The sequence below is a fragment of the Aquimarina macrocephali genome (assembly GCF_051627225.1).
GTDB lineage: Bacteria > Bacteroidota > Bacteroidia > Flavobacteriales > Flavobacteriaceae > Aquimarina > Aquimarina macrocephali.
In genome coordinates, this window is the sequence record NZ_CP151795.1 from 4,448,814 (window position 1) to 4,472,528 (window position 23,715).

The following is a 23,715-nucleotide window of genomic DNA, read 5'->3' on the forward strand; positions in this document are numbered from 1 at the left end:
ATTATGGCAACAACAATATTAAATGTAGATTTTGAAATAACAAACTTTGAAGGGATTTTACTTGAAATTGAAAATACAAGTTTCCATCAATCAAGTAAAGGGTGTAACTATATTCGTGTAGAAGTGTTAACCAATGTTTTAGCTAATGTAGTAACAAATCCAATTAGTATAAATCCAAATACGCAGAATCCTTTTAGTTTTGATTATTTGAGAGGAGTTGGAATTCAAATAAAATGCAAAACAAATGATGGTCAGGAAGCTACACGAAATATAGAAACTCCTTCGGTATTAAGTAATGAGAATGTAAAAGTAAAGGTTAACCAATCACCAGAAGGAGCAACAGTTACAGTTATTGTTAATCCAAGCAAAGGGTTAGTGTTACAATATTCCTTAGATAATTCAACATGGCAGAGCTCCAACATTTTTAACGGCCAGCCACCGGGGAATTATACAATGTATATAAAAGATCAGTTTGGATGTAATACATCGAAGCCATTCTTTGTTGATGAATTTGGAATACAAGATCCTTTTTTATTGGTTTCAAAATCTAATTCAATTAGATACGCTGAAAGGATCCAATGGGGAGTTTGTTCAAACTACAAAACAGATGAAAATACTTTAAGCTGTGAATCTCAGGTACCACTTCCTTACACAGAGATACAGCAGTTTCAAAACTGTGATTCACCAATTACTCAGATAAAATCAAATTATAACGAAATCATAGCAACTGTTATCAAAGAAAATAAAGAAGAGGTAAGCCTTCCGGTTCAAAAGAAAACTAATAATACACGCTTAAAAGATCAGCGTGATGCTCGTATGTATAACCTTGGTGACGAAAAGACTGGTGTTTATTTTGTTAGTGGTAATATTTATAATTACGATACTGGTATTGATACAGGGGATAACTATTCTTTAAATGGAGCTTTACCGTCTTGGGGAGTTGTAGGGAATTATATTAAAATAGAAAACTCATGGTATGATATTGAAGAAGTATTATTTGATGAAAGTAGAAGTGCAGAGGTGATTGTGATTGACAAAATTTACTCTGGAGTGGATACGGTCATTAAAATATCTAGCATATATAATAATTTCAATTATGAAGTGTATGAGTTTAATGTTAACATGGTGGAATTTTTAAACCAAAATATTCGAATTAGAATCAACAATAATCATGATGCCTATGAGAATAAGGAACATTTAAGTGAAGTTATTAATGTAAAAGTTGAGCAAAAAAACACTATTGAGATTAGATATAAAAACAAAACAAACACAGATATTTTTTACGCCACAGGTATTGAAAACATAATTAGAATTCCAATCAATACAATTAATGGAAAAGCTTCAGACGAAAGTGAAACTTATAAGACGGACACTACGGCAATTTTAATTAGTTCAGAGATACATGAATTAGATGAGTTTGTTTTTGAACCTGTTACGAAGGAGATGATGAGGAAATTAGTGCAAGCATTGTCACATAGTGATATCCTTATGAACGGAGTGAGTTACGTTAAAAGTGATAATGTTGAAGTTGAAGGACCTTTGGAGGAAACTAACTTATACATTGTTAAAGCTAATATGATAAAGGCTAATAACGCTTTCAGTAATCAAATAGGAGTTGAAACGAATACTTCCAGTACTACCATAGAAGTTCCTAAATTACTAGAGTCAGAAAATGGGCATATAGCTATAGGAAACTAATTATTTTTTCAATTTTTCGAATTGATCCTGAGTAATATGTAAATGTTGTTCAGTAGTATAATTATTAATAGTAATATTAGGAGTGTTGTCTACCTCATTATTAGAAGTAAAGAGATTAACTGTTTTAACAATTATAGCTCTCACAATCAAGAATATTGCGATTAAAAGTAATAAGAAATTCATACCCTAAATTTAATCAATTTCTTTTTTATAATTCATTATTTAGAATGATTCTAAATAATATTGTATATTTGTGGGAAACAATTAATTATGGGTTTTGAGAGCGTCGTAACTAAGCGATTACAGGAAATAGTTGTCTGGATTAACTCTGTAATTGAAAGCTCTAGAAATATCGATGAACTACCTGTACAGGAGATTCTTGTGGAAACCTCAAAACTTCATGTATCAAATGGAGGAGCCTCAGAAAGTTTAGAGGTGAAAAAAATAAAAGACAATGTCATTTCTGATATATCTAAAAGCATTCAAAAGTTTAAAGCCCCCGGAAACACAAATGATGATGCTTGGGAGTCAGGAGATTTTGGAATCGGATTTACTTCTGATGGGTATTTTTTGAATCCTGGTGTTTATGCGTCTGGAGATGATCATACATTGTTTGCAAGTTGGAGTAATACAGAGGGGAACTATATGCCTCCAGCATAATTAATTAAATAGGTAAAATGAAAAAAGTATTATTAGGATTAGTTTTATTAATAACTACAATTGGATTTGCACAAAGACCTAATGTGCATAGAGGTGGAGTGTTGTTAGGAAATGTTCCAACAGCAACAACTGGAGATGATTTTTTAACCATCAATAGAACAACCGGAAGAGTACGAGCTTATACTTTAGGAGAAATGCAATCTATTTTTGCGGGAGTAAGTATATCTGATGGCACAAATACAATAAACGGTGTTACAAATATGACGTTTGTAGGATCAACGGTTACAGGAACTGCTCCTAATGGAACTATTACCATAACTGGTGGTGGATCTTCTGGAACAGGATTACAAAGAATATCAGAAGGTACGAGTTCTGGTTTCACCAAAATAGGAGAAGACAGGGCTAACAAAGGAGATATTGGCGATGATGCTTTTGATTTATCTACAAGTTTTATTGCTTCTACCACATTGGGCGCAACGGGTGATAATGCTTTGGTAACTGGAGTACATACTACTGCTTCTGGCGGAAGTTCTTTTGCTGGTGGAGCTAGTACTTCCGCGACACAATCTTTTGCATTTGCTTATGGTTCTGACAATACTGCATCTGGAAATAGTTCCGTTGCGTTAGGTCAAGGCAACACATCAGCAACATTAGGAGAAACATCTCTGGGTAGATACGGGACAACATATACGCCTATAGGAGATAATGTAACATGGAATGAAAATGATAGGTTATTATCAGCTGGAAATGGTACCGCTTCTAACACTAGGAGTGACGCACTGGTAATACTCAAGAATGGAAAGATTACTGCTCCTAGCTATGACTTAACAGAAGTAACCGGCCCTAAAGATTTACTTACAAAAGAAGCAGGAGATTCGTTTTACGGTTCTGGTATGACACAAACTGTTGGTTCTTTCACACCAACGGTAATTGACGCAGGAGGAGGAGCTACTTACACACCTGCTACTGCCACAGGCGAATATGTAAAATCTGGTAGACATGTGTTTTTTAAAATAAGAATTACTAGTATAAACACTACCGGAACCCCATCAGGTCAGCTAAGAGTTGGGAATTTACCGTTCCCAAATAGCACAATAAGATCATCTATAACGATATCTGTTTTTACAAACAAAACATTTAATTATGCTGGAATATATGGTGCAGTAGAATCAGAATCCGATTTTATTAATTTTAATTATCAGGGGGCAATTGATGGAGATAATGGTACATCAGCTTCTTCGGTTACTCTAACTGGAGATTTTATAGAAATTTCAGGATCTTATATAGAAGTGTCAATATAATTTTAACATATGACACATTTTAATGCGGATGGAAATGAAATTTGAGCTAAGCATATAGGTTGTTAAATACAGTATAAATTAATTATATGAACAAATTAACTATGGATATAAAGAACCAACATATAAGAAACTTTTTGAGAATTATAGCAGGCATAATTTTACTTGTGTACCTATATGATATCGCAACAGATAAAATAATAGAAGGGAAAATATACTTAGATATAAATGATGGGTATATAATTTTTGGGTGTATATCAATTCTTTTGGCTATTGAAGCTGTTAGGGCCTTTGTGAAAAAGAAACTTGGTAAAAATGGAGAGTCACATGAGTAAAACATTGGAGTTAGAACTGGCATTTTATGCACTAGCGTTTCTTTCAGGTACTTTTTTTGAAGAATTTATTCTTAAAACCATTATGTCAACACTTTCACTTTTGATAGCAACAACTGCGGCATATTTCTGGAAAAAATATTTAGACAAAAAAGATAAAAAATGAAACTATCAGAACAACAACAAATATTCACTTTTAACTTATCCTTACTAATTCAGTATGCGTATGGTCTAGGAGTAAAGTTAACTGTAGGAGAAGCTTATCGAACACCATCTCAAGTGTTATTAAATTACTTTGGTTATGATGTGGTAAGAGAGGGTAAATCTATAGCATTAAAAAAGAGAAAAAGAACTTCCTGGACTTTAAATAGTAAACATCCTGAGAGAATGGCTAAAGATTTTAATTTTTTCATTGAGGGAAAGTTGGTAAACAAGCATGAGAAGATTGATTTATTAGGTGATTTTTGGGAATCTCTTCACCCACGAAACGAGTGGGGCGGAAGGTGGTTAGATAAGAATGGAAACCAAAAAGACCCCTATCACTTTCAAATGAACAAAGTAAAATGAGAACACTAATTTTTGTTTTGATATTATGTTGCATAGGCTGTGGTACCAGAAAACGAGTAATGCAAAAAACTATCAGTGATAAATCTCAACTTGAAAAAAGAGATATTATCAAAAATGAAAATCTCAAAGTAGAAACCAATACTGGCATTACCAGAAAATCAAATAAGATTACATATACGCCTATTGATAATGATGAACCTATTGTTGTTGATGGCGTAGAATACACAAATACAATTGTAGAGAAAGAATTCAAAGAAGAGGTTGATACAACCAAAATCATTCATAAAAAGGATTCTAAAATAATCGATCAGACCATTGTTAAAACTAAAGAACAGAAGTCAGAGAAAAACGTAAACCTTGAACGAGATAACTCTTTTGATTTTTTTGATTGGTTATGGTTGTTTTTGGCTTTAGGGTTAATACTTCTTATTTATAAGAAGCGAAAAACGATTTTTATGATCAATTGAATACCCCTACTATTATTAGTGTTAACCTATTTGTTAGCAAACAAGAATTGATGCAATTCAGTATTTGAGGCAGTCCATTTAGGATGAGGACGAATACCATTTCGATGCATTTCAGCAGCTCTAGGTTCTGCGATCTTATAAAATTCCTTAAATAGATCTTCAACCCATTCACTTGCAGGTTCGCTTAAATGTCCTATCTGACTTAGCATTTTTATTCTTGATAAAGGACAAGGGTGAGTACTTCGAAGAATAACATTTTGTACATCAATATTAGTGTGAAACAAATCATTTTTGTGCCCATCATTTCCTCTTTGCATAGTACGCACCAATCTTTCGAGATATTCAATAGACCACAAAAAAAGTTGAATTCCGATTTCGACAAACATTAATTTAAATTTTGGATTAAGTTTTGAAGAACCATTTTTACTACGGACTTTTCCCGTAAAATCTTCTGGGTATTTATTATATGTATTTGCAACATAAGAATAACCATTCCAATCTGCCTCAATTTCCATATATTGATCAATAATTTTATTCGAAAACTCTTCAGGTGATATTCCAGGGTATTGACTTTTATACTTGTCAGAATATAACTCCCATATTTCCTTAGTATTCTTAGGCACCATGAATGGTCCTCGTCTACTTGCACGTTTTTCATGATGATTCTTAGTGATATGCGCATATTCATGCCCAACAATAAATGATATAAACCCTTTTTTTATGAGATTTTGTAGATGACTCCGTGTTGGGGTCTTAACTATTGAATCTATTAATGCTGGCGGTTTACCATATTGGATTGTATCTAAATAGAATTGAACAAAACGTTCCATGGAATCTTCTTTTGTCGTATATGTTTTTAGATCTTTTGGATGGTGAATAATAAGTTCTTCCTTAGTTTCAGTTGTGATTAACTCGGTAATAATGTTAGAAAGAATGATAGCCCAAATTGGTAGATGGTTTTCAAATAGGATGCCTATGGATTGATTGATACCCGTAATCGCCATGGCATTCATGTTCCCTGTTGGTGCACATGCAATTGTAAGATTATCGATTCGAGAATCTACATCTTTACTATTTGAACTTATTAGAAGATCCCAGCATTCAAGTATTACTGAAATTTCGTTTAAGTCTTGAAAATCTGTTAGTTCTTTTCTATTGATTATTGCCTTATTACGAAGTGTGATGTTTTTCTTTAATTTCTCGGATAAATTAACTGGAATTTTGGTTAATGAATCAAGTTTTATGGTTCTGTAATCAATACCAGATTTAATATATGAATCTATTTGGATTAATTCGATTTTTTTTCTTGCAGATAGCTTCATGTCAATCCTGATTATCACATAATTTATCAATACCTTTTTTGCACAAAAGAACTGCCAAAGGAGAAGCTGCGGACCCAAATAAAGAAGCTTCTAATGCTGCAAAAACAGCTGTTACGAGAGCAAGATTCTCCTCATTAGTTCTAAGGTGTTTAATGCTATTATTTTTGCAAATGATTTCTTTTAATTCTACTTTTTTTGAAGATAACCAAGCTTCTAATCTACCTTTTACTTCTTCTGGACTTTTGGGAGTTGCAGTAAAATCATCGAAAACTATTCTATCTAGTTCAAGAATAAGTTCGGATTCTGAAAGATCAAGATATTTCTTTTCGAAATTCATATATTGTATTTTATAATTGTTTATTATCTAATTAAAGATATATGCAGATTATTAGATACTTACACAGTAAGTATAATTAAAGTTACAACAATATTCTTTTTGAAATTTAATTTTATTTAGCTTTATCAAAAGAAATTTTGAATTTATAAAATGACCCTCTACGAATTCAACACCCTTCCAGACTTCGACAAAGGAAAAGTGATCTTTTCTATGGGGGAATTTATACACTCTATTAATGAAGGAAATACTAGAACAGCACTATATGCTATAAATCGTTTTTATGTAGAAGTAGTTTACGATTCTTCAGAAAATAAAATTACAAGATTTAACTCATTTAAAACAGGATTTCTGCTTGATAAGTATTCTGAAAGTATTAATTTTAGTTAATGTTTTAAATAAAATTGGCATGAATAAAATTGATTCAATTAAAAACAAGGAAGCTAAAAAAACTAATTACTTTGTTATTATTTCTTCACTACTAGCGGTTATTTCCATTTTAGCTGTGCTATTGCTTAATTTAACTTTCATAACTAAAAAACCAGAAATTAGAGGAACATTTGGAGATATGTTTGGATTTTCAAATGCGATCTTTTCAGGCTTAGCTTTTGCGGGTATAATAATCACTATCATACTGCAGAAAAATGAATTGACTCTGCAAAGAGAAGAATTGAAGGAAACACGGGATGAATTAAGTAGATCAGCCCAGGCACATGAAAAAATGGAGATTCAGCAAAGAAAGCAATCCGAAAACTTAAGAATTACAGCAGAGATTAATGCTTTAAATGCATTGTTAAATTTTTCATTAGAAATATATAAGGATGATAATAGAAACAGTGTAAAAGAGAACGCGATGACTAGGATGAAATCTTATAGATCAAAATTAGAAAAGATATTAGAGAAAACTCAAGTTTAATCAAGTTTTTAAAATCTTCTAATGCGCTTTGTTTTTTACCTTCAACAAGAATTAATCAAACATATTATTAATAGCATCTAATTGATAAGTATTCAGAGAATATAACTTTCAATTAGCTAAATAAATTATCTTTTTCCGCATTTTTCCCGCAAATTGAAAAATGAAAACTTTGTTAAGTACTATTTATATTGACAATTTGAGTTATTGTGGTAAACACGCAATTCGTAAGTAATAGAGATATAACAAATTTTGGGCATTTGTTTTTTAAATCTATGAGAGGGATTATTTTTTGGTAATCCCTTTTTTTGTGCTTAAAACGGAAATGCATCTTCTCTATTTATGTAAGAGTTGAGGTGTATGAGAAGATTATTACTTTGGATTAGAATCTTAGTAGTAGTATGACTTTATAGTATGCAACATAAAATATGTGATTCCGATTGCAGGTGCTCCAATTATTACTATCAAAGCACTTATTGTATGCTTTCTGATAAAACACCAAAGCCTGATATAGTATATACTTGGTGTTAGCCAACATTTTTATTAGTCTCATTCACAATTTTTGAGATGCTGTCGATTATAAAATCCGTTCCAGAATTCTTTTGGTTTTTCAAAGTCCAGATTTTCGTCAATAGTTATCAGGTTAAGGTTCTCACCACTTTTCGAGATACGCAATTCGATTGTATTCACTCCAACATATTTTATTTCAGCTTTCAAAGAATCTCTCCATTCTCCGAATGTTTCGAAGTAAAGAGTATCGTTTTTAATTTCGACTTTTCTCCATTTAGACAATTTGACCCAATCGTTGTCCGCCGCAATTCTCATTGAGTCTTTTTTAAAGTAAATTTCTGTATATTCTCCATTTTCACAAACAGAATAATTGCCCAGAATATTTTGGTTATTTTGGCAGCCAAAGAATGTTCCTAAAATCAAAATGTAAATTATACTCCGGAGTTTGAATTTCATAGAATGTTTACTAACATTTAGTATAAGTAGGGCGGTAGAAATCAATAAACTTTCGATTTTGCACTTAATCAAATTTATTTCACATTTCCCTAACAAGTAATCTAAAAAGGTTTGGTGGTCTCAATAAATAGGAGAGAACTTTTGGGTTTACCATTTACTAGCTATGTTTTATAGCATGTTGTTAGCGGTAGTGTTTTCTAATTTATCCAAAACATAGTTTATCAATATCTCCCATATCTGCATTTAATTCTCATGCTCTAATTGATGCATCACTTTATCAATATCTTCAATGAGTGGTTTAAACTGCTTTCTAATTACACGTTTGTATGCCCAGAATATGGCTATAAAGATAACTACTGCAAAAACCAGAGAACCTATTTTATAAATAAACGAAATGGGTAATAACTGGTTAAGAATAGTATTTGATAAACCATACTCCGTAGGGTCACCTAAGCCTATAATTGATATTGTATACGGTATAAAATTGGGTATAAGAAACCAATATAATACAGTATCATATCGTTTGACCTCTCGATGTATATTGTTTTTTTGATTTTTAAGCTGTTCCTGAAAGGATAATATAAGATTAACTGGAGCCTTCTGCTTTCGGTGATTCCTACGTTCAAAAATACCCCAGATAAAGCCAATCATAGCCAAAACAACCCCAATTTTGGTAATCGGAAATGGAATTAGATACGCAATATATCCGAAAATAGGAATACTAATTATTGCCGTAATAAGCTCTTCTCTATCTCTTCTACGAAAAGCTCTTTCAAACCTGTTTATCTTGTCATTTAATTCTATCATTAGTTTTGATAAATCGAATTTTATTCTTTCAGTTTCAGATGAATTTTTCCAAATTTCTTTTAATTCTTGTTCTAACATTTTAATTTATTTTAGGAGTTATACAATTAAATAACAGCTTCCTTATTCTTTTCATTTTAACAGCAATATGGTTTTCAGTCAAACCAGTAATCGTCGCTATTTCTTTGTAAGGTAATTCGTCTAAATACAGAATAATAATAGCCTTGTCACTTTCATTTAATGTAGAAATGCAATCGTGTAGTACTCGATACTTTTCTTGTTGATTATTATCAGGAATATTTTCGGTTAATAAAAATTGTATAGATTCAAATTGAACTAACTTATCATTGCTTCTATCAAATTTCATTTTAGAACGAGAGCAAACGTTTAGTGAAATTTTATAAATCCATGTACTAATGTTAGATTTACCTTTAAAAGTTGAATAAGACTTCCAAATATGGATTATTACTTCCTGAAAAAGATCCTGTGGTTCAATTGGCGAAACGGCATAAATACGACAAATTCTGTAAATCGTATCTTTATTATCTTCCAGAATTTGATTAAAAATTAGTTGGTCTTGATTTTGCATTTGATATTTTATCTGTCTCTATTAACCTTAGTGACAAGAACTCTAAAAATATGACAAGAATTTTGAATTATTTTTATGTTTAATACTTTGGCGACAAACCAAATAAGCAATGACTTTTCGATTATGCCATAAACCGCATTATCGCATAGGTGTTGTTACCACACGTTTTTTATTCCCAAAATTCATATTTGAAATATCTTGGGATATATCCACGAATACTTTCTATAAGTCCGTTTTTATAATATTTATAATTTAGTTCATATTCGTTTACCCTATCATTCATAAAAACAGATTTAATTTCCGATTTTATAAGTCGACCTTTTGTGTCAAAACTATTTTTAATGGTTTTATTATCTTCAAATCTTTGTAAATCTGTTTGGTCAGAATATGCATAAGTGTTTGTTATTCCGTTTTCAGTAGTTTGTGCTTTTTTTAATTTTGATTCCATATAATAACCGAAAAATCTACTGACATAAAAATCAAGTTCATATTCTTTTGCTTTTTCATAAAATACTATCGAATCGTTTTTTAGAGTTGTGGTGGATTTAAAAGGTTCATAAGAGTATTTTGTATCATAAATAAAACTACCCAAATTTTTTCTGGATGAAAATAATTTTCCATTTGTCCCGTATTGAAAAGTTATTGAATCTGTTCCAACTGAATCAATTATTTTTATTAAACGATCGGAGGAATCATATTTATAATGACTTATCTTTTCAATCCTTTTTGATTTTCGGGTTCTACGATTATAAGATGAACTATATTTAATTGAGCACAATCTTTTTCCAGTTTGCTCAAATTCAACAATTTCGGACAAGTCTTTTGGTGAATTCAGATACACATAAATTTTCTTCACTTTATGATTTGCATAAACACTATCAGGTTGCCATCTGTTTTCTATTTGCCCATAGCTTATGAATGAAAAACAAAAGAATAATAAAATAAGTTTTTTCATTTTGATATAATTTCAGTCAAATTTAATTTTAGATTTCGAAAGTGAAAAACCATAATGAGTGAAAGAATGTTTTCGGTTAGGAAAGAGTTTTTTAAATGTGTGGTAACAATGTTATAATAGCAATTGCTATTATATTTCATGTTTGGTTATTTATAATTAATGTTTTTGATTTATTTATTAGCTATGTTTTATTGCATGTTGTTAGCGGTAGTGTTTTCTAATTTATTCAAATATTCAATATCGATTATCCGCTTAAACCTTTTTTGATATTGTTTTTCGGGAAAGAATCTCAACAATAAATGGAGTAGTTTTTTTTGTAAACCCCCATTGGTCAGTGACATTTTTCCAATTTTCCAAGATTGTTTTACAATGTATTCGACTTTTTTAAATCTTACGTTTTGATAATCAGAAAAAGAAGTATTCATGTCATTTTTTATACAAAGCCCTAAAGTATAGGCATCCTCAATTGCTTGACAGGCTCCTTGTCCTAGATTTGGAGTAGTAGCGTGAATAGAATCACCAATAAAAACAGTATTATTTTTAAACCAATTCTTATAATTGGGTTCAATGTCAGCCAATTCATTTTGTAGGATATTGCTTTCCATTGTTCTATTGAGCAAATCCAATACTATGGGATGAAATTCGCTATATGTTTTTAATAAATAGGATTTTAGAGAAGCAGATGAATCTTTACTGAAATTCTTTTTTTCTTGAACAGCCAGCCAAAACATTTCGGTATCATTCAATGGTAAAAATAAGAATCGTAAACTACCTTCAAAAAGCTCGTAATAGGTATGCTTTAAATCAGCATTGATATCAAATTTTGTAATTCCTCTCCAAATAACTTGATGTGTATGTCTTGTCTTTATTTCAGGAAAAACAGATTTTCTCACTGTTGAATTAATACCATCAGAAGCAATTAAGGTGTCAAATTCTGAAACTGTATTATCTTTAAATTTAATCTTTACGTTTTCTTGATTCTCAATGCTTTCTACTTCTTTGTTTAACTCGTAAGAGTTTTTGTCCAGCTCATTAGAAATTACATCTATAATTGAAGCTCTGTGAATACAATAGACCTCTTCTGGAAAGGGAACTGTTTTTAGAATTTTTAATTTTTCGGTAGCAAGTATTGTCTTTTTGAGTAAATGTCCTTTTTCTCTTAGTTCATTACCTATGTTAAGTTTATCAAATATTTTTAAAGCATTAGAAGCGATTCCAATTCCAGCTCCAACTTCTTTGAATTCATTAGATTTTTCAAAAAGTTTGAACCCTTGATTATTTCTTTTTAGGGTTAATGCCATTGTTAAACCTCCAATTCCTCCTCCTATGATTGCAATTTTACCTGTTGTCTTCATTTGCTATGTATCTATCTTGTTAGAAAAGTTTTTTGTACATCAAATTGGTTCAGAGTAACTAAATCTGTACTTACGGTCTTATTTGTTATAGGAACTGTTAGCATTGTTTTATTCAGCTTTGATTTTCATCATTGTATACGATTCTAACTTTTTCAAGTCGAGAATCTCATTTGTATTCTCGTCAAAATTGTCTATTTGGGTGTTGATTACAAAATAAATGTTTCCGTCGAAAATATCAAAAGTGGTTGGGATTTTAAAATTTTCGGTGAATTCGACTATTTTTTTACTTTCTAGAATTTCCGTCCCAATTTTGTTAAGTTCAAATTTGAACAGTCCATTTTGTGATTTGTCCCTCCAGCCGTTTACTATTCCATACAGGTTATTTTTGTGATATTTTATACCATCTATACCCGAATAACCTTCTTTGGGTTTATTTATTATTTTTTTTGATATTGTTTCGACAATAGAAATCCCGTTGTTTGATGCCAAATATAAATATTCATCATCATCGGAGATTGTGATTCCGTTAGAGTTGGAAATCTCTTCAGAATCCAAGTAAATTTCGATGGTTTTATTTGGTCTTTGAATCTTATAGATTTTGTTACTTTCTGAATCAGTAATGAAAATTTCATTATTTGAACTAATTGCTAAATCATTCAAGTAGTGAAAATTGGAGTCGTTAATTGAATAAGAATCAATTAGGTCTCCAGAGGAAAGTTGTAAAAGTAAAAGGATTGATTTGTTTTTATCTTCTGTTAGACTATTACCAAGAGCATATAAAGTGTCTCCTTTAATTGTCATTCCAAAACCAGCTAAATAGTTATGTTTGTTGGTTTTTAGAAAAATTGCAGGATTACTGCCATCAAGTGAACTACTTACTATTTTATTATTTTTTAGACTGTTTAAATATAACTTTTTTGTACTGCCGTCGATAGCGATACCTTCGGGCATTAAATCCTTTTCAAAATTCAGTTCAATCAATTCTGATTTTTTACCTATACATGATATGAGTCCAAGTAAAATCAAGCACATAAAAATTGATTTAGTATTTAGCATTTTTTCACTTTTAATCATGTGCTTTGTAAGTAATAACTAAGGTCTAGGTTATGGTTAGTATAGGAATTAAAAGTAGTGAACTTTTGATTAAGCACTTATTCATTTTTTTATTAATCACTCTATTCGCTATATAATAGTATTGTAGTGCATTATTTTCTGTTTTTATATAGTTCAATGGCTTTTAGATATTTTAGTCCCCCTGTCTCAGTTTGGTCGTGTATAAACCCATTTAACTCAGGGTGATTTTTGTCTATCCAATTTAAAAATTCACTTCTGTTTTTAACAAACGTCGTATCATTAAAAATCACGTATTTAGTTGTTTCAACCCTGGTTATTTTACCACTATCAAATCGAATAATTTGATTAGTGACAATTGGTTCTTCGTGAAGAAAAAAGATTCTTTTGTCTATTTTTGAAATCTTTGCTTTGACAATTCCGTTTTCTAGCTCAATTTGAAGGATCTCATACGTCGGGTCAAATACAGAATCCCATTTCAACCATTCAACATATTCTTTCAGAGAAAATGTTTGCTCATAGTCATACTCTCTTTCTTTGGTCAAAAGACTATCGGTCAATAGAGTTACTATTCCAGAATCATCAGAATTGTCAAGAGCCTTGTAGTACTGTTTTGCAATTTCAAGTTTGTCAATTTCTTTTTCAGAAGTTTTACAGGATATAAATCCAATTGCCAATAACAATGATAGAACTATAATTTTATTCATTCGTATTTTGTTTTACATGATATGCTACAACTTTAAATATATGTCATAACTGTGCGAAAAGTTACCAGACCATCGACAAATCTGCACAGATTTTATACCTTTTTCTATCTAAATCACTGGTGCCACCATAAAAAAATAAAAACCTATCGATTAATTAATTATGATCACATATGTAGTGTTATCCAGCGTTTTTTATCCCACTCTTTATCTTTTCAACCCAATTTTTGTCAGTAGGTTCAACAATAATTGCATTGAAATTAAATCTCTCACTTTCAATTCCGACACCTTTTAAATCATCAATGTGCAAATCAAAATCAAATGCTGGAGGAAATTTAGAAGAGTTGATATTCCGAGACTTTAAAACTCGTTGATTTTCTGTTTGGTTTACAATTCGATTGACTTTTATTCCATAATATCTTAAAGTCAGTCTTATTTTTCCTTTAGATCTAAATGATGTTGTATAAATATGGATTTTGTGTCCTTGATTCTGCAAGTCCGAAACCAATCCATGAGTTCCTTTTCGCACTTCCTCAATTCCGAACAGTTTAGCAATTCGGTTTCTCTTTTCTGTTTCAAATTCCTTTCCGTTCGGAATTAATGTACTATCAAGGTCAAAACTTATGTTCATTTATTCAATAGTTCTTGCCATTACAATTGTCATCATTACTCCAATATAAAGAAAAGGAACTGAACTTAAAAAAATCTAAATCAGGTTATTTTTCAATTCAGATTTATAATACTTTAGTTCTTCAAATGGATTTTTGTGATGCATTGTTGCTCCAGCAGTATATAATTCTATTTGTTTTTTGTTTTTTCGTCCATTTTTCAGAATTGCAGATATAAAAAGGATATGTGTCAATACACATATCCTTTTTATATTCATTGTAAAAAACCACATATTTTAACCTAAGATTTTGGAAAGCGCTTTACATAGAATATATCGTTAACTGCCTTTATTTTTCCTTTTCCTTTTCACTATTTTCATACAACTATATTCACAAACTCCATTCTCTAAATATTCAATTTTATGTTCAGATAGAAGTAGAACAATTATTTCTCTGGTTTCCTTTTCATCAAGCCCGAGTTTTTCTCCAAGATCAATTTCATTCAACTTACCATTATCTGCAATTAATGCTTTATAATATTGTTCTTTATTTCTGCTTATTAACTGTTTACTATTCATTTTTAATCACTGTATTATCATCACATTTCGAAATGCAAAATGCATTACAAAGTGATAAAGCAATTGATTTTTAATCGATTACTATTGTTAAGATTTGATAAAATAATTGGATATGATTACCTGTACATTGTAAAATCCGAAGAATTTTATGTATCAATTTCTCGTTTTATAGAGAATGTCTTTTTAGTAAGACTCAGATAATATGTTGAATTAGTATAACAGGCTATAAAGATATTAATTCTGAATTAATTTTTTTGTAGTAGCCGGTTTTAATTACTGCTAACGTTTAATATTTGTGTCGTACCTGGTTAACTGTTACTTTCCTTTTTTTATAAATAAAACACCAATTACAATCATTACAGTACTAATTATAATATTTTCCAGGGATTTATCAACATAACCACCCCAACCATAAAAACCATCATTTTTATATAAAAGAACTAAAACTCCCATTAAAATAATTAGAACTCCTATTACTTTATTTCGCCTCATTACATTTTTACTACATTGTTTGTTAGTGACTTTTATTTTTTTCGGTTGCCATTTTATATGCCAATAATGTTTCAGAGATTGGTTCGAGATGCTCAGATAATCTTTTATATGTTCCCTCTTCAATTACTTCTTGTCCAATTTTCCTTATTGAAGCCAAGGTTGATTTCATTAGGGAAGAACCTAAGCTTACTCTGGCAACACCAATTTCTTCTAATTCTTTTATTGAAGGAGGAAACCCTGTTCCGTTTGTGGGATTTGAAAGAATATTAATTGGTGCATCAATTTCTTGTACTAAAGTTCTTATTTTTTCCTTTTGCCAAACATCTGGAATAAATATACAATCTGCTCCCGCTTCTTGATATTTATTACCTCGATCAATAGATTCTTTCAACCTGTCATTTTCTGAACCAGAAGACGTAATGAAAACATCCGTTCTTGCATTGATGACTAGATGTATTCCAAGAGATTTTGCCATTTCTCGAATAGCAGATATTCGCTCACAAAATTCAATTGAATCAACCAATTTGGGATTCAAGTCATAACTATCTTCAATATTAATCCCTACTATTCCTGTTAAAAGAATTTGCCTACTACTATTCACAATTTCATTTATATTTTTACCATATCCACCTTCAATATCCGCTGTAACAGGTAAGGTTACTTTTTCTACTATTCTTTTAACGGCATCTACCATTTCCTGGAACGGAATTGCTTGACAATCTGGATACCCTAATGAAGCAGAAATGCCCATACTTGTTGTTCCAATTGCTTTAAAACCACTTGCTTCTATTAGTTTAGAACTTCCTGGATCCCAAGAATTTAATAGAGTAAGTATCTTTTCTTCTTTGTGAAGTTTCAAAAAGTTTGAAGCCTTGTCTATTTGATTTTGTGAAATCATTTTTAACATTGGTTTTAATTGCTACTAACTCATAGTATATGTGTCGTAGTATTGCAAAATGTTACGACATTTTGGCGATCTTTATAAATAGTCACAAACCTTTCGGTTTCGCAATTACTAGCAATGAATTATATACGTTGTTGACAGTAGTGTTTTTATAATTCCTCCACTAGTTGAATATTATTTCCACAGGTATCGTTAAAAACTGCAACTTTTACAGTTCCCATTTTGGTTGGTTTCATACTGAATTCTACATCAAATTTCGTTAATCGTTCATATTCTGAATCAACATTTTGAACATCAAATTGGGTGTATGGAATTCCTGCTTCCATCAATGCATCTTGATAGACTTTAGACGGTTCAAAATGATTAGGGGCTGGTTCTAATAATAATTCTGGTCCATCCTGTGCTTCTTTTGAAACTAAGGTCAGCCATCTATTTCCACCTTCTAATGGTAGATCCTTCTTTTTTATGAAGCCCAGTTTTTCTGTGTAAAATTTTAAAGCTTTTTCTTGGTCTCGTACTGGAATGCTAATTAGTGTTACTTTCATCTTTAATTTATTTATTCATGCTCCAAAGTTCCGAACTTCAAATCTATTTTACTTCTTGAAAGTTGCTCTTTTTGAAATTCTGAAGGCGATTTTCCTGTTTTTGTTTTAAATAAAGTACTGAACGAACCTAAGCTTTCAAAACCAACAGCAAAACAGGTTTCAGTTACCGACATTCCATTTATGAGATGCTCTTTAGATTTCTCAATTCGTTTGTCAATTAAGTATTGTCTTGGAGTTAAGCCATAATATTTTTTGAACAAGCGTAACAAGTGATACTTGGAAACAAACTGAATATGAGATAATAATTCTAAATTTAAATTGGCATCATAATTATTTTCGATATAGTTTCGAATTCCAATTACGGTGTTAATTTGTCCTTCATTTGAATAAACAATGCTACGAATTCTATAAAGCTCTTTTTCGTAAAATGTCATTATTTCGTTTTCTTACATTACTATCAAAATACACATCGAGTTATCGTTACTAATATCTTTGCTAAATATATTTTTTAAGATATTTTATTTTCTTCAATAGATAGATATGGCTTCCTGTACAGTTTTTAAAAAAGATAAAACTCTAACCATTTATGTAGCTAATGATCCCATATATTGAAGCAAAAAACACGATAGCAATAATTATAAGAACAGCCATCCCACTTTTATACTCTTCTTCAACTTCATGTTCTTGCTTCTTTTTCCATTTTCTGGCTACCTGTTTATTTTGTGATTCATATCTTGTTTTAAGGCCTGTTTCAAAACTAGAAACATACTCATTAAACTTCTTGTACCCTTCATAAATCTGGTATTTATCGGTGTGATCAGAAACGAACTCAATTCGTAAGAAGCTATCCAATACCGCATAGCCACTTTTTCCCCGAAGTTCGGTAAACGTGTTTTTACGAGTATTTTCGTGTATCAAAACGGTTTCAAATATGTTTTCTAGTTTTAAGAAACTTAGAATTAGCTGCACCTTTTCTAGATAACTACTATTAGTATTAATAGTGGTGTCATAATTATAAGATAAGATATCTAAAACTGCGTTATCCACAACTGTTATGGTTTCATACGGTTGTTGAAAGGTATATTTATCAAGTTTGTATTCGTGTTTTTTTTGAACAGTTTCCATTTAATAAGTTTTTTATTCCTTTTTTCTCCAATCTAGTGTCAATGTACGCGTTCTTATACTACGTGGTTGTTGATAGATATATTGAATCTGACCCACAAAAGTTCCTTCTGGAAACTGTGCCAAAATTAGGGGCACAGTGACAGATTTGATTTTTTCGTAATTGTTGTCATTCTCTAAGTAGTTTTCGTTAAGTCTGAGTATAACAGAAACATATTTTAAGTCTTTGTTTTGCTCAAGTTGATCATAAACACGTACATCAGAAGTCAAGTGTGTTCCCAGGCTATCTGCAAAAAGTTGTTCGGTTTCACTTGCGGCTTGTTCATTCAACGAACGGGTTACATACGTTACCTGATTACTTTTTATTCTTGATTTCCAGGCTTCAAATGGTAGCATTATAAGCATCATAACCCCATAAGCAAGAATTATTGAAAGTACTATTTGTCCAACGTTAATTTTTGATTGTTTAAGCTCAGGATTAAATGGAACTACTTTTGTTCCTGCCACCATATCACCGATTCTCCTATTAGGATTTACCAGGGTAACAATTACTTCTATAAACCAAAAGATACAAAATATATTTCTAATAAAACACCTAATTGGCGAAGCCACTTTACCGCTTGAGTTTTCTACGACTTGAAGTTTTAGAACTCTTTTTGCAATGCTTTGTCCATTTATACAGTCTTTACAGAAATAAAGCGCAAAGCCAATAAGTGTAATGTAATTTAAACCAAAAATATCGAAGGTAGTTGGTTCATGACTTATTTCAAAAGCTGTCAAAAACTCCGAAATCATCCCCGGAATAAAAAAGAACATCTCAATAAATGTCATTACAATGTGGTCAAAGAGCATTGAAGCAATTCTTAGGCCAGTACTTATTTTCTGTTCTTTTGCCATTTGTTTTTACCTCTTTTTTATGTGTATGCAATGGTTCAGTATATGAAAAGTAATGGGTTTTGCGACACTGACTTTTATTCTAATTTATGACCAAACTCTCCTAGTTTATTAAAAATTCCATAATATGCGTTAACACCTTCCTGGTTTTCAATATTTGTATTTACTAATAAAATTCTGCCTATTTTATCTTTTGCGTTGAAAAACATTAAAGCTGAAGTTCCCGGATCTCCTCCCGTATGCCCAATATTATTCATAGCAGAAGTACCCATAAATATTCCAGTATTGTATTCGTCGCTATACGGATGATTTGGGTCTCTTTCTGTGAAGTTTTCTTCTTTTAATTGTATTTTAAAAAGCTCGTTGTAGCTTTTATTTGAGAGTAATGTGCCGCTTCCAGAATATCCTTTTATTAATTCATTTAGGTAAATACTTAGATCATTAATAGTTGTTAAAAAACCTCCATCAGGATACGTGATTAATGAATAATATGGCACTGTTGTTTTAGGATTGGAATAAAGAGTTGAAACATTACTCATATTAAAATCACTATAATTCCAACCTGAGTTATTCATTTTTAAAGGTTTCAGAATGTTTTCGGTAGTATACTCTGAATACGATTGATTTGAAACAAGCTCAATGATATATGCAGCTAATGAAGCTCCTACATTTGTGTATTCAAATAATTGTCCTGGTTTATTTTTAGTGAAAGCATCCTTTTTGTACCATTTTCCTGTTTCAGATAAATAATTTTCTAAAAATTGGGATAATGGAATTTTAGTGTTATTTGGATTGAAACTTTGAGGGATGTTTTCAATTTTGAATGATGTACTGTCTATTTCATCTTTTAATACATAAGCTCTACCCATATAGTTCTCGGTATCAACAATTGTTGAAGTATGAGTTGCTAACTGTCTTATAGTAATTGGTTGGTTTGTGAAGTTAGGATTTTGAACTTTAAATGGAAGATGCTTATTTATTGGGTCGTCTAAATTTAAAAGTCCTTTTTCTTGTGCTTTCATCAAAGCGATACCGATGAATGTCTTTGAGACAGAAGCAATTGGTTGAATAGTATTTGATGTATAAGGTTTTTTTGATTTTATGTCAGCGAAGCCAATTCCTGTTTTGTATATGGTTCCTGTAGAATCAACTATCGCAACTGCCAACCCATTGAAATAGTTTTTGTTTAACTTTTCAATTTCTAATGTCAAACTATCTTTGATTGGTAGATTGTTTACAATTTCTTTAGTAGAATTTGGTTTTTGTTTACAGGAGGTAATTACAGAAATTACCAAAAGAGTTACTAGTATCTTATTCATCAAGTTTTATATTAAAGATATATAATTTTATAATACTACAGTTTTTATCAACTTGCATACAATAATAATGTAATAGCAATTACTATTATATTCTTAGCCTAAGATCAGGATAATTACAATACGCTATTTTTTCCTTTCTAATACCTAAAAAAATAAGTCGTTCGATAAGTTATAATAGCCTATTTTGTCAAAATATGCTAATGTAATAAACATACTATCAATAAGCGCTAAAACTATATTTATAAGAATTAATCATACCTATTGCGGAAACCCGTAATAATCGTATTATATAGTACATTATCTTTATACTAAGTTGAGTTTATATGATTGTAATTTAAGTGGTTAAATGTGTAAAACCCTCTAGTGAAAACGCTAGAGGGTTTTGTATATGAAGTATATAAGTTATAATTATCACCTGTTTTTTAATGCATCGATGGTTTTTGCAAACTTTTCTTTTATCTCCTGATACTTTGTATGATTTTGGTTATTAACAATCATTTCTCCGTTAGCAATAGTTCCTAGCTGCATGTTTGAATCTGTTGCATATACAATAGTCGAAGTAAGATTTTTTGTAGAAGCGGTAGTTAATAATGGCGATGAAGCATCAATAATACAGGCATTTAGTGATTCTCCGACCTTAAAGAAATCCTTGTTAAAATTATTCATCGCTTTTCTTCCCGTTTCTGTAGCCATTTCTAATGCATACATTCCAGAATCTCCTTGTTGATTAGAGGAGTAGGTGTTTCTTTTATGAGAAATTAAGCGTTGTCCATAATCCAAAATACGTAGTTCTTCTAACGGATTAAGACCTATGTGACTATCGGTGCCAATACTCCATTTTCCACCATTTTCCTGGTATTTTCTTAACGGAAATAATCCATCACCCAAGTTACCTTCAGTACTTGGGCAGAGCACTACATTAGCTTTGCTTTTTGCAATTCCCTCGATTTCATCATCTGTTAGGTGTGTTGCGTGTACCAAATGAAATCTATCATTCATATCTACATGATCTAATAACCATTCTACAGGACGTTTCCCTAGATATTTGACAGAATCTTCTATCTCTTTTAGTTGTTCTGAGACATGAATGTGAAATGGAATATCCTGAGGTCCGGATTTTGCAATCTCGGCAATATCAGACGGTTCAACTCCTCTCATAGAGTGTATACCAATAGCAATATTGGCATGCTGGTAGTGCTTACAAGCTTCTTTGCTTGATTCTAATAATTTTAAATATTCATCAATAGTAGGAGAGATAAACCTTCGCTGTCTGTCATTTGGTTCTTGTCCAAAACCTCCTTTTTGATAAAAAATAGGAACTAGCGTAATTCCAATACCTACATTTTTTGCTGCGGAAATAAGACTATTTCCCATTTCGGAAAGATTAGAGTAGGGGACTCCATTTTTATCGTGATGTACATAATGAAATTCGGCTACATTGGTATATCCATGACGAGCCATTTCTGCATAGAGCATCGTTGCTATGGCTTCCATTTGCTCTGGATTCATCGTTAATGCCAATTGGTACATAGCTTCTCGCCATCCCCAAAAGTCATCCGGGGTAGAAGTAGTGTTTTCATGCCTTTCTGCCAAACCAGCCATAGCATATTGAAACGCATGAGAGTGTGCATTCTGAAACCCGGGAATAGCAAAACCATCAATAATTTTATTGGATGTATTTTGCGGGTCAAAAGAAGAGATATCTGTAATGATACCTTCATTATTTACAGTGAAACCGGTATTTTCTTTCCAGCCAGTATTTTGTAGTATTCCCTTAAAATAATAGGTTTTCATAGTGTGTTTCAGAATTTTATTTTTGTAGCGTTTCAACTAAGCGCTCCATGGTATGTTGTAATACGTTCTGCACTTTTTTTGCTCTTTCCTCATTATAAGTAACTTCATTGTCATCCATATATAAAATTTTATTCATTTCCAGCTGAAGCGTATGAATATTATTCTCTGGATTTCCGAAGTAACGGGTAATATGCCCTCCTTTAAAAGGAGAGTTATGATTAATTTGAAATGTACCTGATTTTAACCCATGTAAAGCAGATGTAATGAGTTCTGGAGAGGCCGTTTTTTCATCATTATTTCCTAAAATCATATCAGGAAAAGGATCTTTTTGGATAGTACTAACTTTATGGCGGATAGAATGAGCATCCCAAAGTAAAACTTTACCAAACTGCTTTTTTCTATCTTCTATTAGAGCCTTAAGTTGCTCGTAGTACGGCCAGTAATAGGTGTCTAATCTTCTTTTAATTTCGTTTTGATCAGGTTCGAATTCTTGAGATTTATAAATTTTATTTCCGTAAAAATCTGTTATTGGTGTATTGCTTGTAATAAGTCTGTTATCAGTATACAAGGGTACACTTTTAGGGTCTCTATTAAGATCGATTACCCATCGACTTAGATTTGCCTTAACTACAGTGATCCCCAGAGAAGGCGCAAATTCATACAGTCGATGTACAAACCAATCAGTGTCATCAAGATGGGTACGCATTCTTTTTTTATACTGTTTCTTTATGTCTGAAGGAAATTTTGTTCCCGAATGCGGTACACTTATAATTATAGGAACTATAGGTGCTTTGGCTTCTGTAATCTTAAATAGATTCACACGTTTAAATTTTATTAATTAGTTACTATTTCAGAAAAAACTAAGGTACTATCTTTAATTGCATTAATACGCATAGTAGTTGCAATTGGTTGACGTATAACCAATACGTCAGATTGGTTTATGATATATTCTTGATTATTGATGTCAATAGTAACTTCTCCAGAATAGTTATATATAAACACCCAATCCCATTTGTTTTTAATAGGATATAGGATGTTTTCATTTTGCTTAGGATTAAATACATCTAATTTACCAATCGTATTAGCTGTTGTCATTAGATTAAAATCTGTACACATTCCTATAGAGGATGTTTTCCAACCTCCTTCAAATTCATCACTATCAAATTTAGAAAGTTGTTTTGCGTATCTGTTTTCGTGTAGCAATGTTATCTCTCCATCTAAAACCAGTAGTGTTCTTGATACACCTGGAAGTGAAGTAAAAACAGACTCCTCTATTGAAACCGTGGCCATGCTTAACCTGAAATCAAAATTTAATTCCGGATAATTTGCAGTTTTGGGGTACATAAAAAATTGAGTAGTTGTACCCCCAGACCAGGTATTGATTTTAAATGTATCGGATGTAATGATGGTAATTTCCATAATAC

32 protein-coding genes are annotated in these 23,715 nt (G+C 31.2%); 9 read left to right on the forward strand and 23 right to left on the reverse strand.

The features are described from left to right. The first annotated feature begins 3 nt into the window (after positions 1–3). Positions 4–1,698, forward strand: a complete 1,695-nt coding sequence (locus tag AAFU52_RS19715) for a hypothetical protein (protein ID WP_438423266.1) — start codon at positions 4–6, stop codon at positions 1,696–1,698. On the opposite strand, the gene AAFU52_RS19720 is transcribed toward AAFU52_RS19715, so the two are convergent. Then, positions 1,699–1,881 (reverse strand): hypothetical protein, encoded by a 183-nt coding sequence (locus AAFU52_RS19720; RefSeq protein ID WP_438423267.1) that lies wholly within the window; start codon positions 1,879–1,881, stop codon positions 1,699–1,701. It abuts the gene before it with no gap. Positions 1,882–1,968: 87 nt separating this feature from the next. Here AAFU52_RS19720 and AAFU52_RS19725 point away from each other — a divergent pair, with 87 nt between their 5' ends. From AAFU52_RS19725 to AAFU52_RS19750, 6 genes are all read left to right on the forward strand, one after another. Further along, positions 1,969–2,358: a hypothetical protein gene (locus AAFU52_RS19725; RefSeq protein ID WP_438423268.1), complete on the forward strand. Its 390-nt coding sequence runs from the start codon at positions 1,969–1,971 to the stop codon at positions 2,356–2,358. Positions 2,359–2,375: 17 nt separating this feature from the next. Beyond that, positions 2,376–3,659, forward strand: coding sequence for a hypothetical protein (locus AAFU52_RS19730; RefSeq protein WP_438423269.1), 1,284 nt, complete (start codon positions 2,376–2,378; stop codon positions 3,657–3,659). Between the two features lie 86 nt (positions 3,660–3,745). Next, a complete protein-coding gene (locus tag AAFU52_RS19735) occupies positions 3,746–3,991 on the forward strand; it encodes a hypothetical protein (RefSeq protein WP_438423270.1) in 246 nt (81 codons plus the stop codon). Beyond that, positions 3,984–4,154 (forward strand): hypothetical protein, encoded by a 171-nt coding sequence (locus AAFU52_RS19740; protein WP_438423271.1) that lies wholly within the window; start codon positions 3,984–3,986, stop codon positions 4,152–4,154. Before AAFU52_RS19735 ends, AAFU52_RS19740 begins: the two co-directional genes overlap by 8 nt. Further along, complete coding sequence (locus tag AAFU52_RS19745; protein WP_438423272.1) at positions 4,151–4,555, forward strand: hypothetical protein; 405 nt, start codon at positions 4,151–4,153, stop codon at positions 4,553–4,555. The genes AAFU52_RS19740 and AAFU52_RS19745 overlap by 4 nt, the downstream gene beginning before the upstream one ends. 59 nt (positions 4,556–4,614) lie before the next feature. Next, positions 4,615–5,022 (forward strand): hypothetical protein, encoded by a 408-nt coding sequence (locus tag AAFU52_RS19750; RefSeq protein ID WP_438423273.1) that lies wholly within the window; start codon positions 4,615–4,617, stop codon positions 5,020–5,022. A gap of 26 nt (positions 5,023–5,048) precedes the next feature. On the opposite strand, the gene AAFU52_RS19755 is transcribed toward AAFU52_RS19750, so the two are convergent. Continuing rightward, the gene (locus AAFU52_RS19755) at positions 5,049–6,344 is read right to left on the reverse strand and encodes a M48 family metalloprotease (protein WP_438423274.1); all 1,296 of its coding nucleotides are present in this window, start codon (positions 6,342–6,344) and stop codon (positions 5,049–5,051) included. 1 nt (position 6,345) lies between these two features. Then, on the reverse strand, positions 6,346–6,681 hold the full coding sequence (locus tag AAFU52_RS19760) for a hypothetical protein (protein ID WP_438423275.1): 336 nt from the start codon (positions 6,679–6,681) through the stop codon (positions 6,346–6,348). Between the two features lie 150 nt (positions 6,682–6,831). Here AAFU52_RS19760 and AAFU52_RS19765 point away from each other — a divergent pair, with 150 nt between their 5' ends. Further along, positions 6,832–7,068 carry a hypothetical protein gene (locus tag AAFU52_RS19765; protein WP_438423276.1) on the forward strand — a complete coding sequence of 79 codons (237 nt, stop codon included), beginning with the start codon at positions 6,832–6,834 and terminating at the stop codon, positions 7,066–7,068. 19 nt (positions 7,069–7,087) lie between these two features. Next, a complete protein-coding gene (locus AAFU52_RS19770) occupies positions 7,088–7,594 on the forward strand; it encodes a hypothetical protein (RefSeq protein WP_438423277.1) in 507 nt (168 codons plus the stop codon). Between the two features lie 546 nt (positions 7,595–8,140). Here AAFU52_RS19770 and AAFU52_RS19775 read toward each other — a convergent pair. The 20 genes from AAFU52_RS19775 to AAFU52_RS19870 form a co-directional block, all read right to left on the reverse strand. After that, the gene (locus AAFU52_RS19775; protein WP_438423278.1) at positions 8,141–8,524 is read right to left on the reverse strand and encodes a hypothetical protein; all 384 of its coding nucleotides are present in this window, start codon (positions 8,522–8,524) and stop codon (positions 8,141–8,143) included. 276 nt (positions 8,525–8,800) lie between these two features. Then, positions 8,801–9,442, reverse strand: coding sequence for a hypothetical protein (locus AAFU52_RS19780; protein WP_024769092.1), 642 nt, complete (start codon positions 9,440–9,442; stop codon positions 8,801–8,803). A gap of 1 nt (position 9,443) precedes the next feature. Further along, on the reverse strand, positions 9,444–9,950 hold the full coding sequence (locus AAFU52_RS19785; RefSeq protein WP_024769093.1) for an RNA polymerase sigma factor: 507 nt from the start codon (positions 9,948–9,950) through the stop codon (positions 9,444–9,446). Positions 9,951–10,119: 169 nt separating this feature from the next. Continuing rightward, entirely contained in the window at positions 10,120–10,905 is a 786-nt protein-coding gene (locus tag AAFU52_RS19790) for a hypothetical protein (protein ID WP_438423280.1), read from the reverse strand. A 188-nt stretch (positions 10,906–11,093) separates the two neighbouring features. After that, on the reverse strand, positions 11,094–12,260 hold the full coding sequence (locus tag AAFU52_RS19795; protein WP_438423281.1) for an FAD-dependent monooxygenase: 1,167 nt from the start codon (positions 12,258–12,260) through the stop codon (positions 11,094–11,096). Positions 12,261–12,368: 108 nt separating this feature from the next. Beyond that, positions 12,369–13,292: a hypothetical protein gene (locus AAFU52_RS19800; protein WP_438423282.1), complete on the reverse strand. Its 924-nt coding sequence runs from the start codon at positions 13,290–13,292 to the stop codon at positions 12,369–12,371. Positions 13,293–13,465: 173 nt separating this feature from the next. Further along, positions 13,466–14,038, reverse strand: coding sequence for a hypothetical protein (locus AAFU52_RS19805; RefSeq protein WP_438423283.1), 573 nt, complete (start codon positions 14,036–14,038; stop codon positions 13,466–13,468). A gap of 178 nt (positions 14,039–14,216) precedes the next feature. Beyond that, the gene (locus AAFU52_RS19810; protein ID WP_438423284.1) at positions 14,217–14,666 is read right to left on the reverse strand and encodes an HAD family hydrolase; all 450 of its coding nucleotides are present in this window, start codon (positions 14,664–14,666) and stop codon (positions 14,217–14,219) included. A gap of 75 nt (positions 14,667–14,741) precedes the next feature. After that, on the reverse strand, positions 14,742–14,897 hold the full coding sequence (locus AAFU52_RS19815; protein WP_438423285.1) for a hypothetical protein: 156 nt from the start codon (positions 14,895–14,897) through the stop codon (positions 14,742–14,744). An 84-nt stretch (positions 14,898–14,981) separates the two neighbouring features. Further along, positions 14,982–15,221: a hypothetical protein gene (locus AAFU52_RS19820; RefSeq protein ID WP_438423286.1), complete on the reverse strand. Its 240-nt coding sequence runs from the start codon at positions 15,219–15,221 to the stop codon at positions 14,982–14,984. 315 nt (positions 15,222–15,536) lie between these two features. Continuing rightward, positions 15,537–15,713: a hypothetical protein gene (locus AAFU52_RS19825; RefSeq protein WP_438423287.1), complete on the reverse strand. Its 177-nt coding sequence runs from the start codon at positions 15,711–15,713 to the stop codon at positions 15,537–15,539. 22 nt (positions 15,714–15,735) lie between these two features. Further along, positions 15,736–16,611, reverse strand: a complete 876-nt coding sequence (locus tag AAFU52_RS19830; RefSeq protein WP_438423288.1) for an isocitrate lyase/PEP mutase family protein — start codon at positions 16,609–16,611, stop codon at positions 15,736–15,738. A gap of 155 nt (positions 16,612–16,766) precedes the next feature. Then, positions 16,767–17,162: a VOC family protein gene (locus tag AAFU52_RS19835; RefSeq protein ID WP_024769107.1), complete on the reverse strand. Its 396-nt coding sequence runs from the start codon at positions 17,160–17,162 to the stop codon at positions 16,767–16,769. 11 nt (positions 17,163–17,173) lie between these two features. After that, positions 17,174–17,596, reverse strand: a complete 423-nt coding sequence (locus AAFU52_RS19840) for a helix-turn-helix domain-containing protein (protein WP_024769108.1) — start codon at positions 17,594–17,596, stop codon at positions 17,174–17,176. A gap of 142 nt (positions 17,597–17,738) precedes the next feature. After that, entirely contained in the window at positions 17,739–18,287 is a 549-nt protein-coding gene (locus tag AAFU52_RS19845) for a hypothetical protein (RefSeq protein WP_024769109.1), read from the reverse strand. A 12-nt stretch (positions 18,288–18,299) separates the two neighbouring features. After that, complete coding sequence (locus AAFU52_RS19850; protein WP_438423289.1) at positions 18,300–19,181, reverse strand: RDD family protein; 882 nt, start codon at positions 19,179–19,181, stop codon at positions 18,300–18,302. A 74-nt stretch (positions 19,182–19,255) separates the two neighbouring features. Further along, positions 19,256–20,497, reverse strand: coding sequence for a serine hydrolase domain-containing protein (locus tag AAFU52_RS19855; RefSeq protein WP_024769111.1), 1,242 nt, complete (start codon positions 20,495–20,497; stop codon positions 19,256–19,258). A gap of 411 nt (positions 20,498–20,908) precedes the next feature. Further along, the gene (hutF, locus tag AAFU52_RS19860; RefSeq protein WP_438423290.1) at positions 20,909–22,291 is read right to left on the reverse strand and encodes a formimidoylglutamate deiminase; all 1,383 of its coding nucleotides are present in this window, start codon (positions 22,289–22,291) and stop codon (positions 20,909–20,911) included. A 16-nt stretch (positions 22,292–22,307) separates the two neighbouring features. Then, the gene (locus AAFU52_RS19865) at positions 22,308–23,111 is read right to left on the reverse strand and encodes an N-formylglutamate amidohydrolase (RefSeq protein ID WP_438423291.1); all 804 of its coding nucleotides are present in this window, start codon (positions 23,109–23,111) and stop codon (positions 22,308–22,310) included. 14 nt (positions 23,112–23,125) lie between these two features. Beyond that, positions 23,126–23,710, reverse strand: coding sequence for a HutD/Ves family protein (locus tag AAFU52_RS19870; protein ID WP_438423292.1), 585 nt, complete (start codon positions 23,708–23,710; stop codon positions 23,126–23,128). Positions 23,711–23,715: the final 5 nt, after the last annotated feature.

Excerpts from the sequence above, each read along its gene's own strand:
- AAFU52_RS19825 (WP_438423287.1), bottom strand. The coding sequence starts at position 15,713 with ATGAGGCGAAATAAAGTAATAGGAGTTCTAATTATTTTAATGGGAGTT.
- AAFU52_RS19760 (WP_438423275.1), bottom strand. The coding sequence starts at position 6,681 with ATGAATTTCGAAAAGAAATATCTTGATCTTTCAGAATCCGAACTTATT.
- AAFU52_RS19755 (WP_438423274.1), bottom strand. The coding sequence starts at position 6,344 with ATGAAGCTATCTGCAAGAAAAAAAATCGAATTAATCCAAATAGATTCA.
- AAFU52_RS19790 (WP_438423280.1), bottom strand. The coding sequence starts at position 10,905 with ATGAAAAAACTTATTTTATTATTCTTTTGTTTTTCATTCATAAGCTAT.
- AAFU52_RS19870 (WP_438423292.1), bottom strand. The coding sequence starts at position 23,710 with ATGGAAATTACCATCATTACATCCGATACATTTAAAATCAATACCTGG.
- AAFU52_RS19730 (WP_438423269.1), top strand. The coding sequence starts at position 2,376 with ATGAAAAAAGTATTATTAGGATTAGTTTTATTAATAACTACAATTGGA.
- AAFU52_RS19735 (WP_438423270.1), top strand. The coding sequence starts at position 3,746 with ATGAACAAATTAACTATGGATATAAAGAACCAACATATAAGAAACTTT.
- hutF (WP_438423290.1), bottom strand. The coding sequence starts at position 22,291 with ATGAAAACCTATTATTTTAAGGGAATACTACAAAATACTGGCTGGAAA.
- AAFU52_RS19830 (WP_438423288.1), bottom strand. The coding sequence starts at position 16,611 with ATGATTTCACAAAATCAAATAGACAAGGCTTCAAACTTTTTGAAACTT.
- AAFU52_RS19820 (WP_438423286.1), bottom strand. The coding sequence starts at position 15,221 with ATGAATAGTAAACAGTTAATAAGCAGAAATAAAGAACAATATTATAAA.
- AAFU52_RS19855 (WP_024769111.1), bottom strand. The coding sequence starts at position 20,497 with ATGAATAAGATACTAGTAACTCTTTTGGTAATTTCTGTAATTACCTCC.
- AAFU52_RS19750 (WP_438423273.1), top strand. The coding sequence starts at position 4,615 with ATGCAAAAAACTATCAGTGATAAATCTCAACTTGAAAAAAGAGATATT.
- AAFU52_RS19715 (WP_438423266.1), top strand. The coding sequence starts at position 4 with ATGGCAACAACAATATTAAATGTAGATTTTGAAATAACAAACTTTGAA.
- AAFU52_RS19840 (WP_024769108.1), bottom strand. The coding sequence starts at position 17,596 with ATGACATTTTACGAAAAAGAGCTTTATAGAATTCGTAGCATTGTTTAT.
- AAFU52_RS19765 (WP_438423276.1), top strand. The coding sequence starts at position 6,832 with ATGACCCTCTACGAATTCAACACCCTTCCAGACTTCGACAAAGGAAAA.
- AAFU52_RS19785 (WP_024769093.1), bottom strand. The coding sequence starts at position 9,950 with ATGCAAAATCAAGACCAACTAATTTTTAATCAAATTCTGGAAGATAAT.
- AAFU52_RS19770 (WP_438423277.1), top strand. The coding sequence starts at position 7,088 with ATGAATAAAATTGATTCAATTAAAAACAAGGAAGCTAAAAAAACTAAT.
- AAFU52_RS19720 (WP_438423267.1), bottom strand. The coding sequence starts at position 1,881 with ATGAATTTCTTATTACTTTTAATCGCAATATTCTTGATTGTGAGAGCT.
- AAFU52_RS19850 (WP_438423289.1), bottom strand. The coding sequence starts at position 19,181 with ATGGCAAAAGAACAGAAAATAAGTACTGGCCTAAGAATTGCTTCAATG.
- AAFU52_RS19805 (WP_438423283.1), bottom strand. The coding sequence starts at position 14,038 with ATGAATAAAATTATAGTTCTATCATTGTTATTGGCAATTGGATTTATA.
- AAFU52_RS19745 (WP_438423272.1), top strand. The coding sequence starts at position 4,151 with ATGAAACTATCAGAACAACAACAAATATTCACTTTTAACTTATCCTTA.
- AAFU52_RS19810 (WP_438423284.1), bottom strand. The coding sequence starts at position 14,666 with ATGAACATAAGTTTTGACCTTGATAGTACATTAATTCCGAACGGAAAG.
- AAFU52_RS19740 (WP_438423271.1), top strand. The coding sequence starts at position 3,984 with ATGAGTAAAACATTGGAGTTAGAACTGGCATTTTATGCACTAGCGTTT.
- AAFU52_RS19795 (WP_438423281.1), bottom strand. The coding sequence starts at position 12,260 with ATGAAGACAACAGGTAAAATTGCAATCATAGGAGGAGGAATTGGAGGT.
- AAFU52_RS19835 (WP_024769107.1), bottom strand. The coding sequence starts at position 17,162 with ATGAAAGTAACACTAATTAGCATTCCAGTACGAGACCAAGAAAAAGCT.
- AAFU52_RS19725 (WP_438423268.1), top strand. The coding sequence starts at position 1,969 with ATGGGTTTTGAGAGCGTCGTAACTAAGCGATTACAGGAAATAGTTGTC.
- AAFU52_RS19780 (WP_024769092.1), bottom strand. The coding sequence starts at position 9,442 with ATGTTAGAACAAGAATTAAAAGAAATTTGGAAAAATTCATCTGAAACT.
- AAFU52_RS19845 (WP_024769109.1), bottom strand. The coding sequence starts at position 18,287 with ATGGAAACTGTTCAAAAAAAACACGAATACAAACTTGATAAATATACC.
- AAFU52_RS19800 (WP_438423282.1), bottom strand. The coding sequence starts at position 13,292 with ATGTGCTTGATTTTACTTGGACTCATATCATGTATAGGTAAAAAATCA.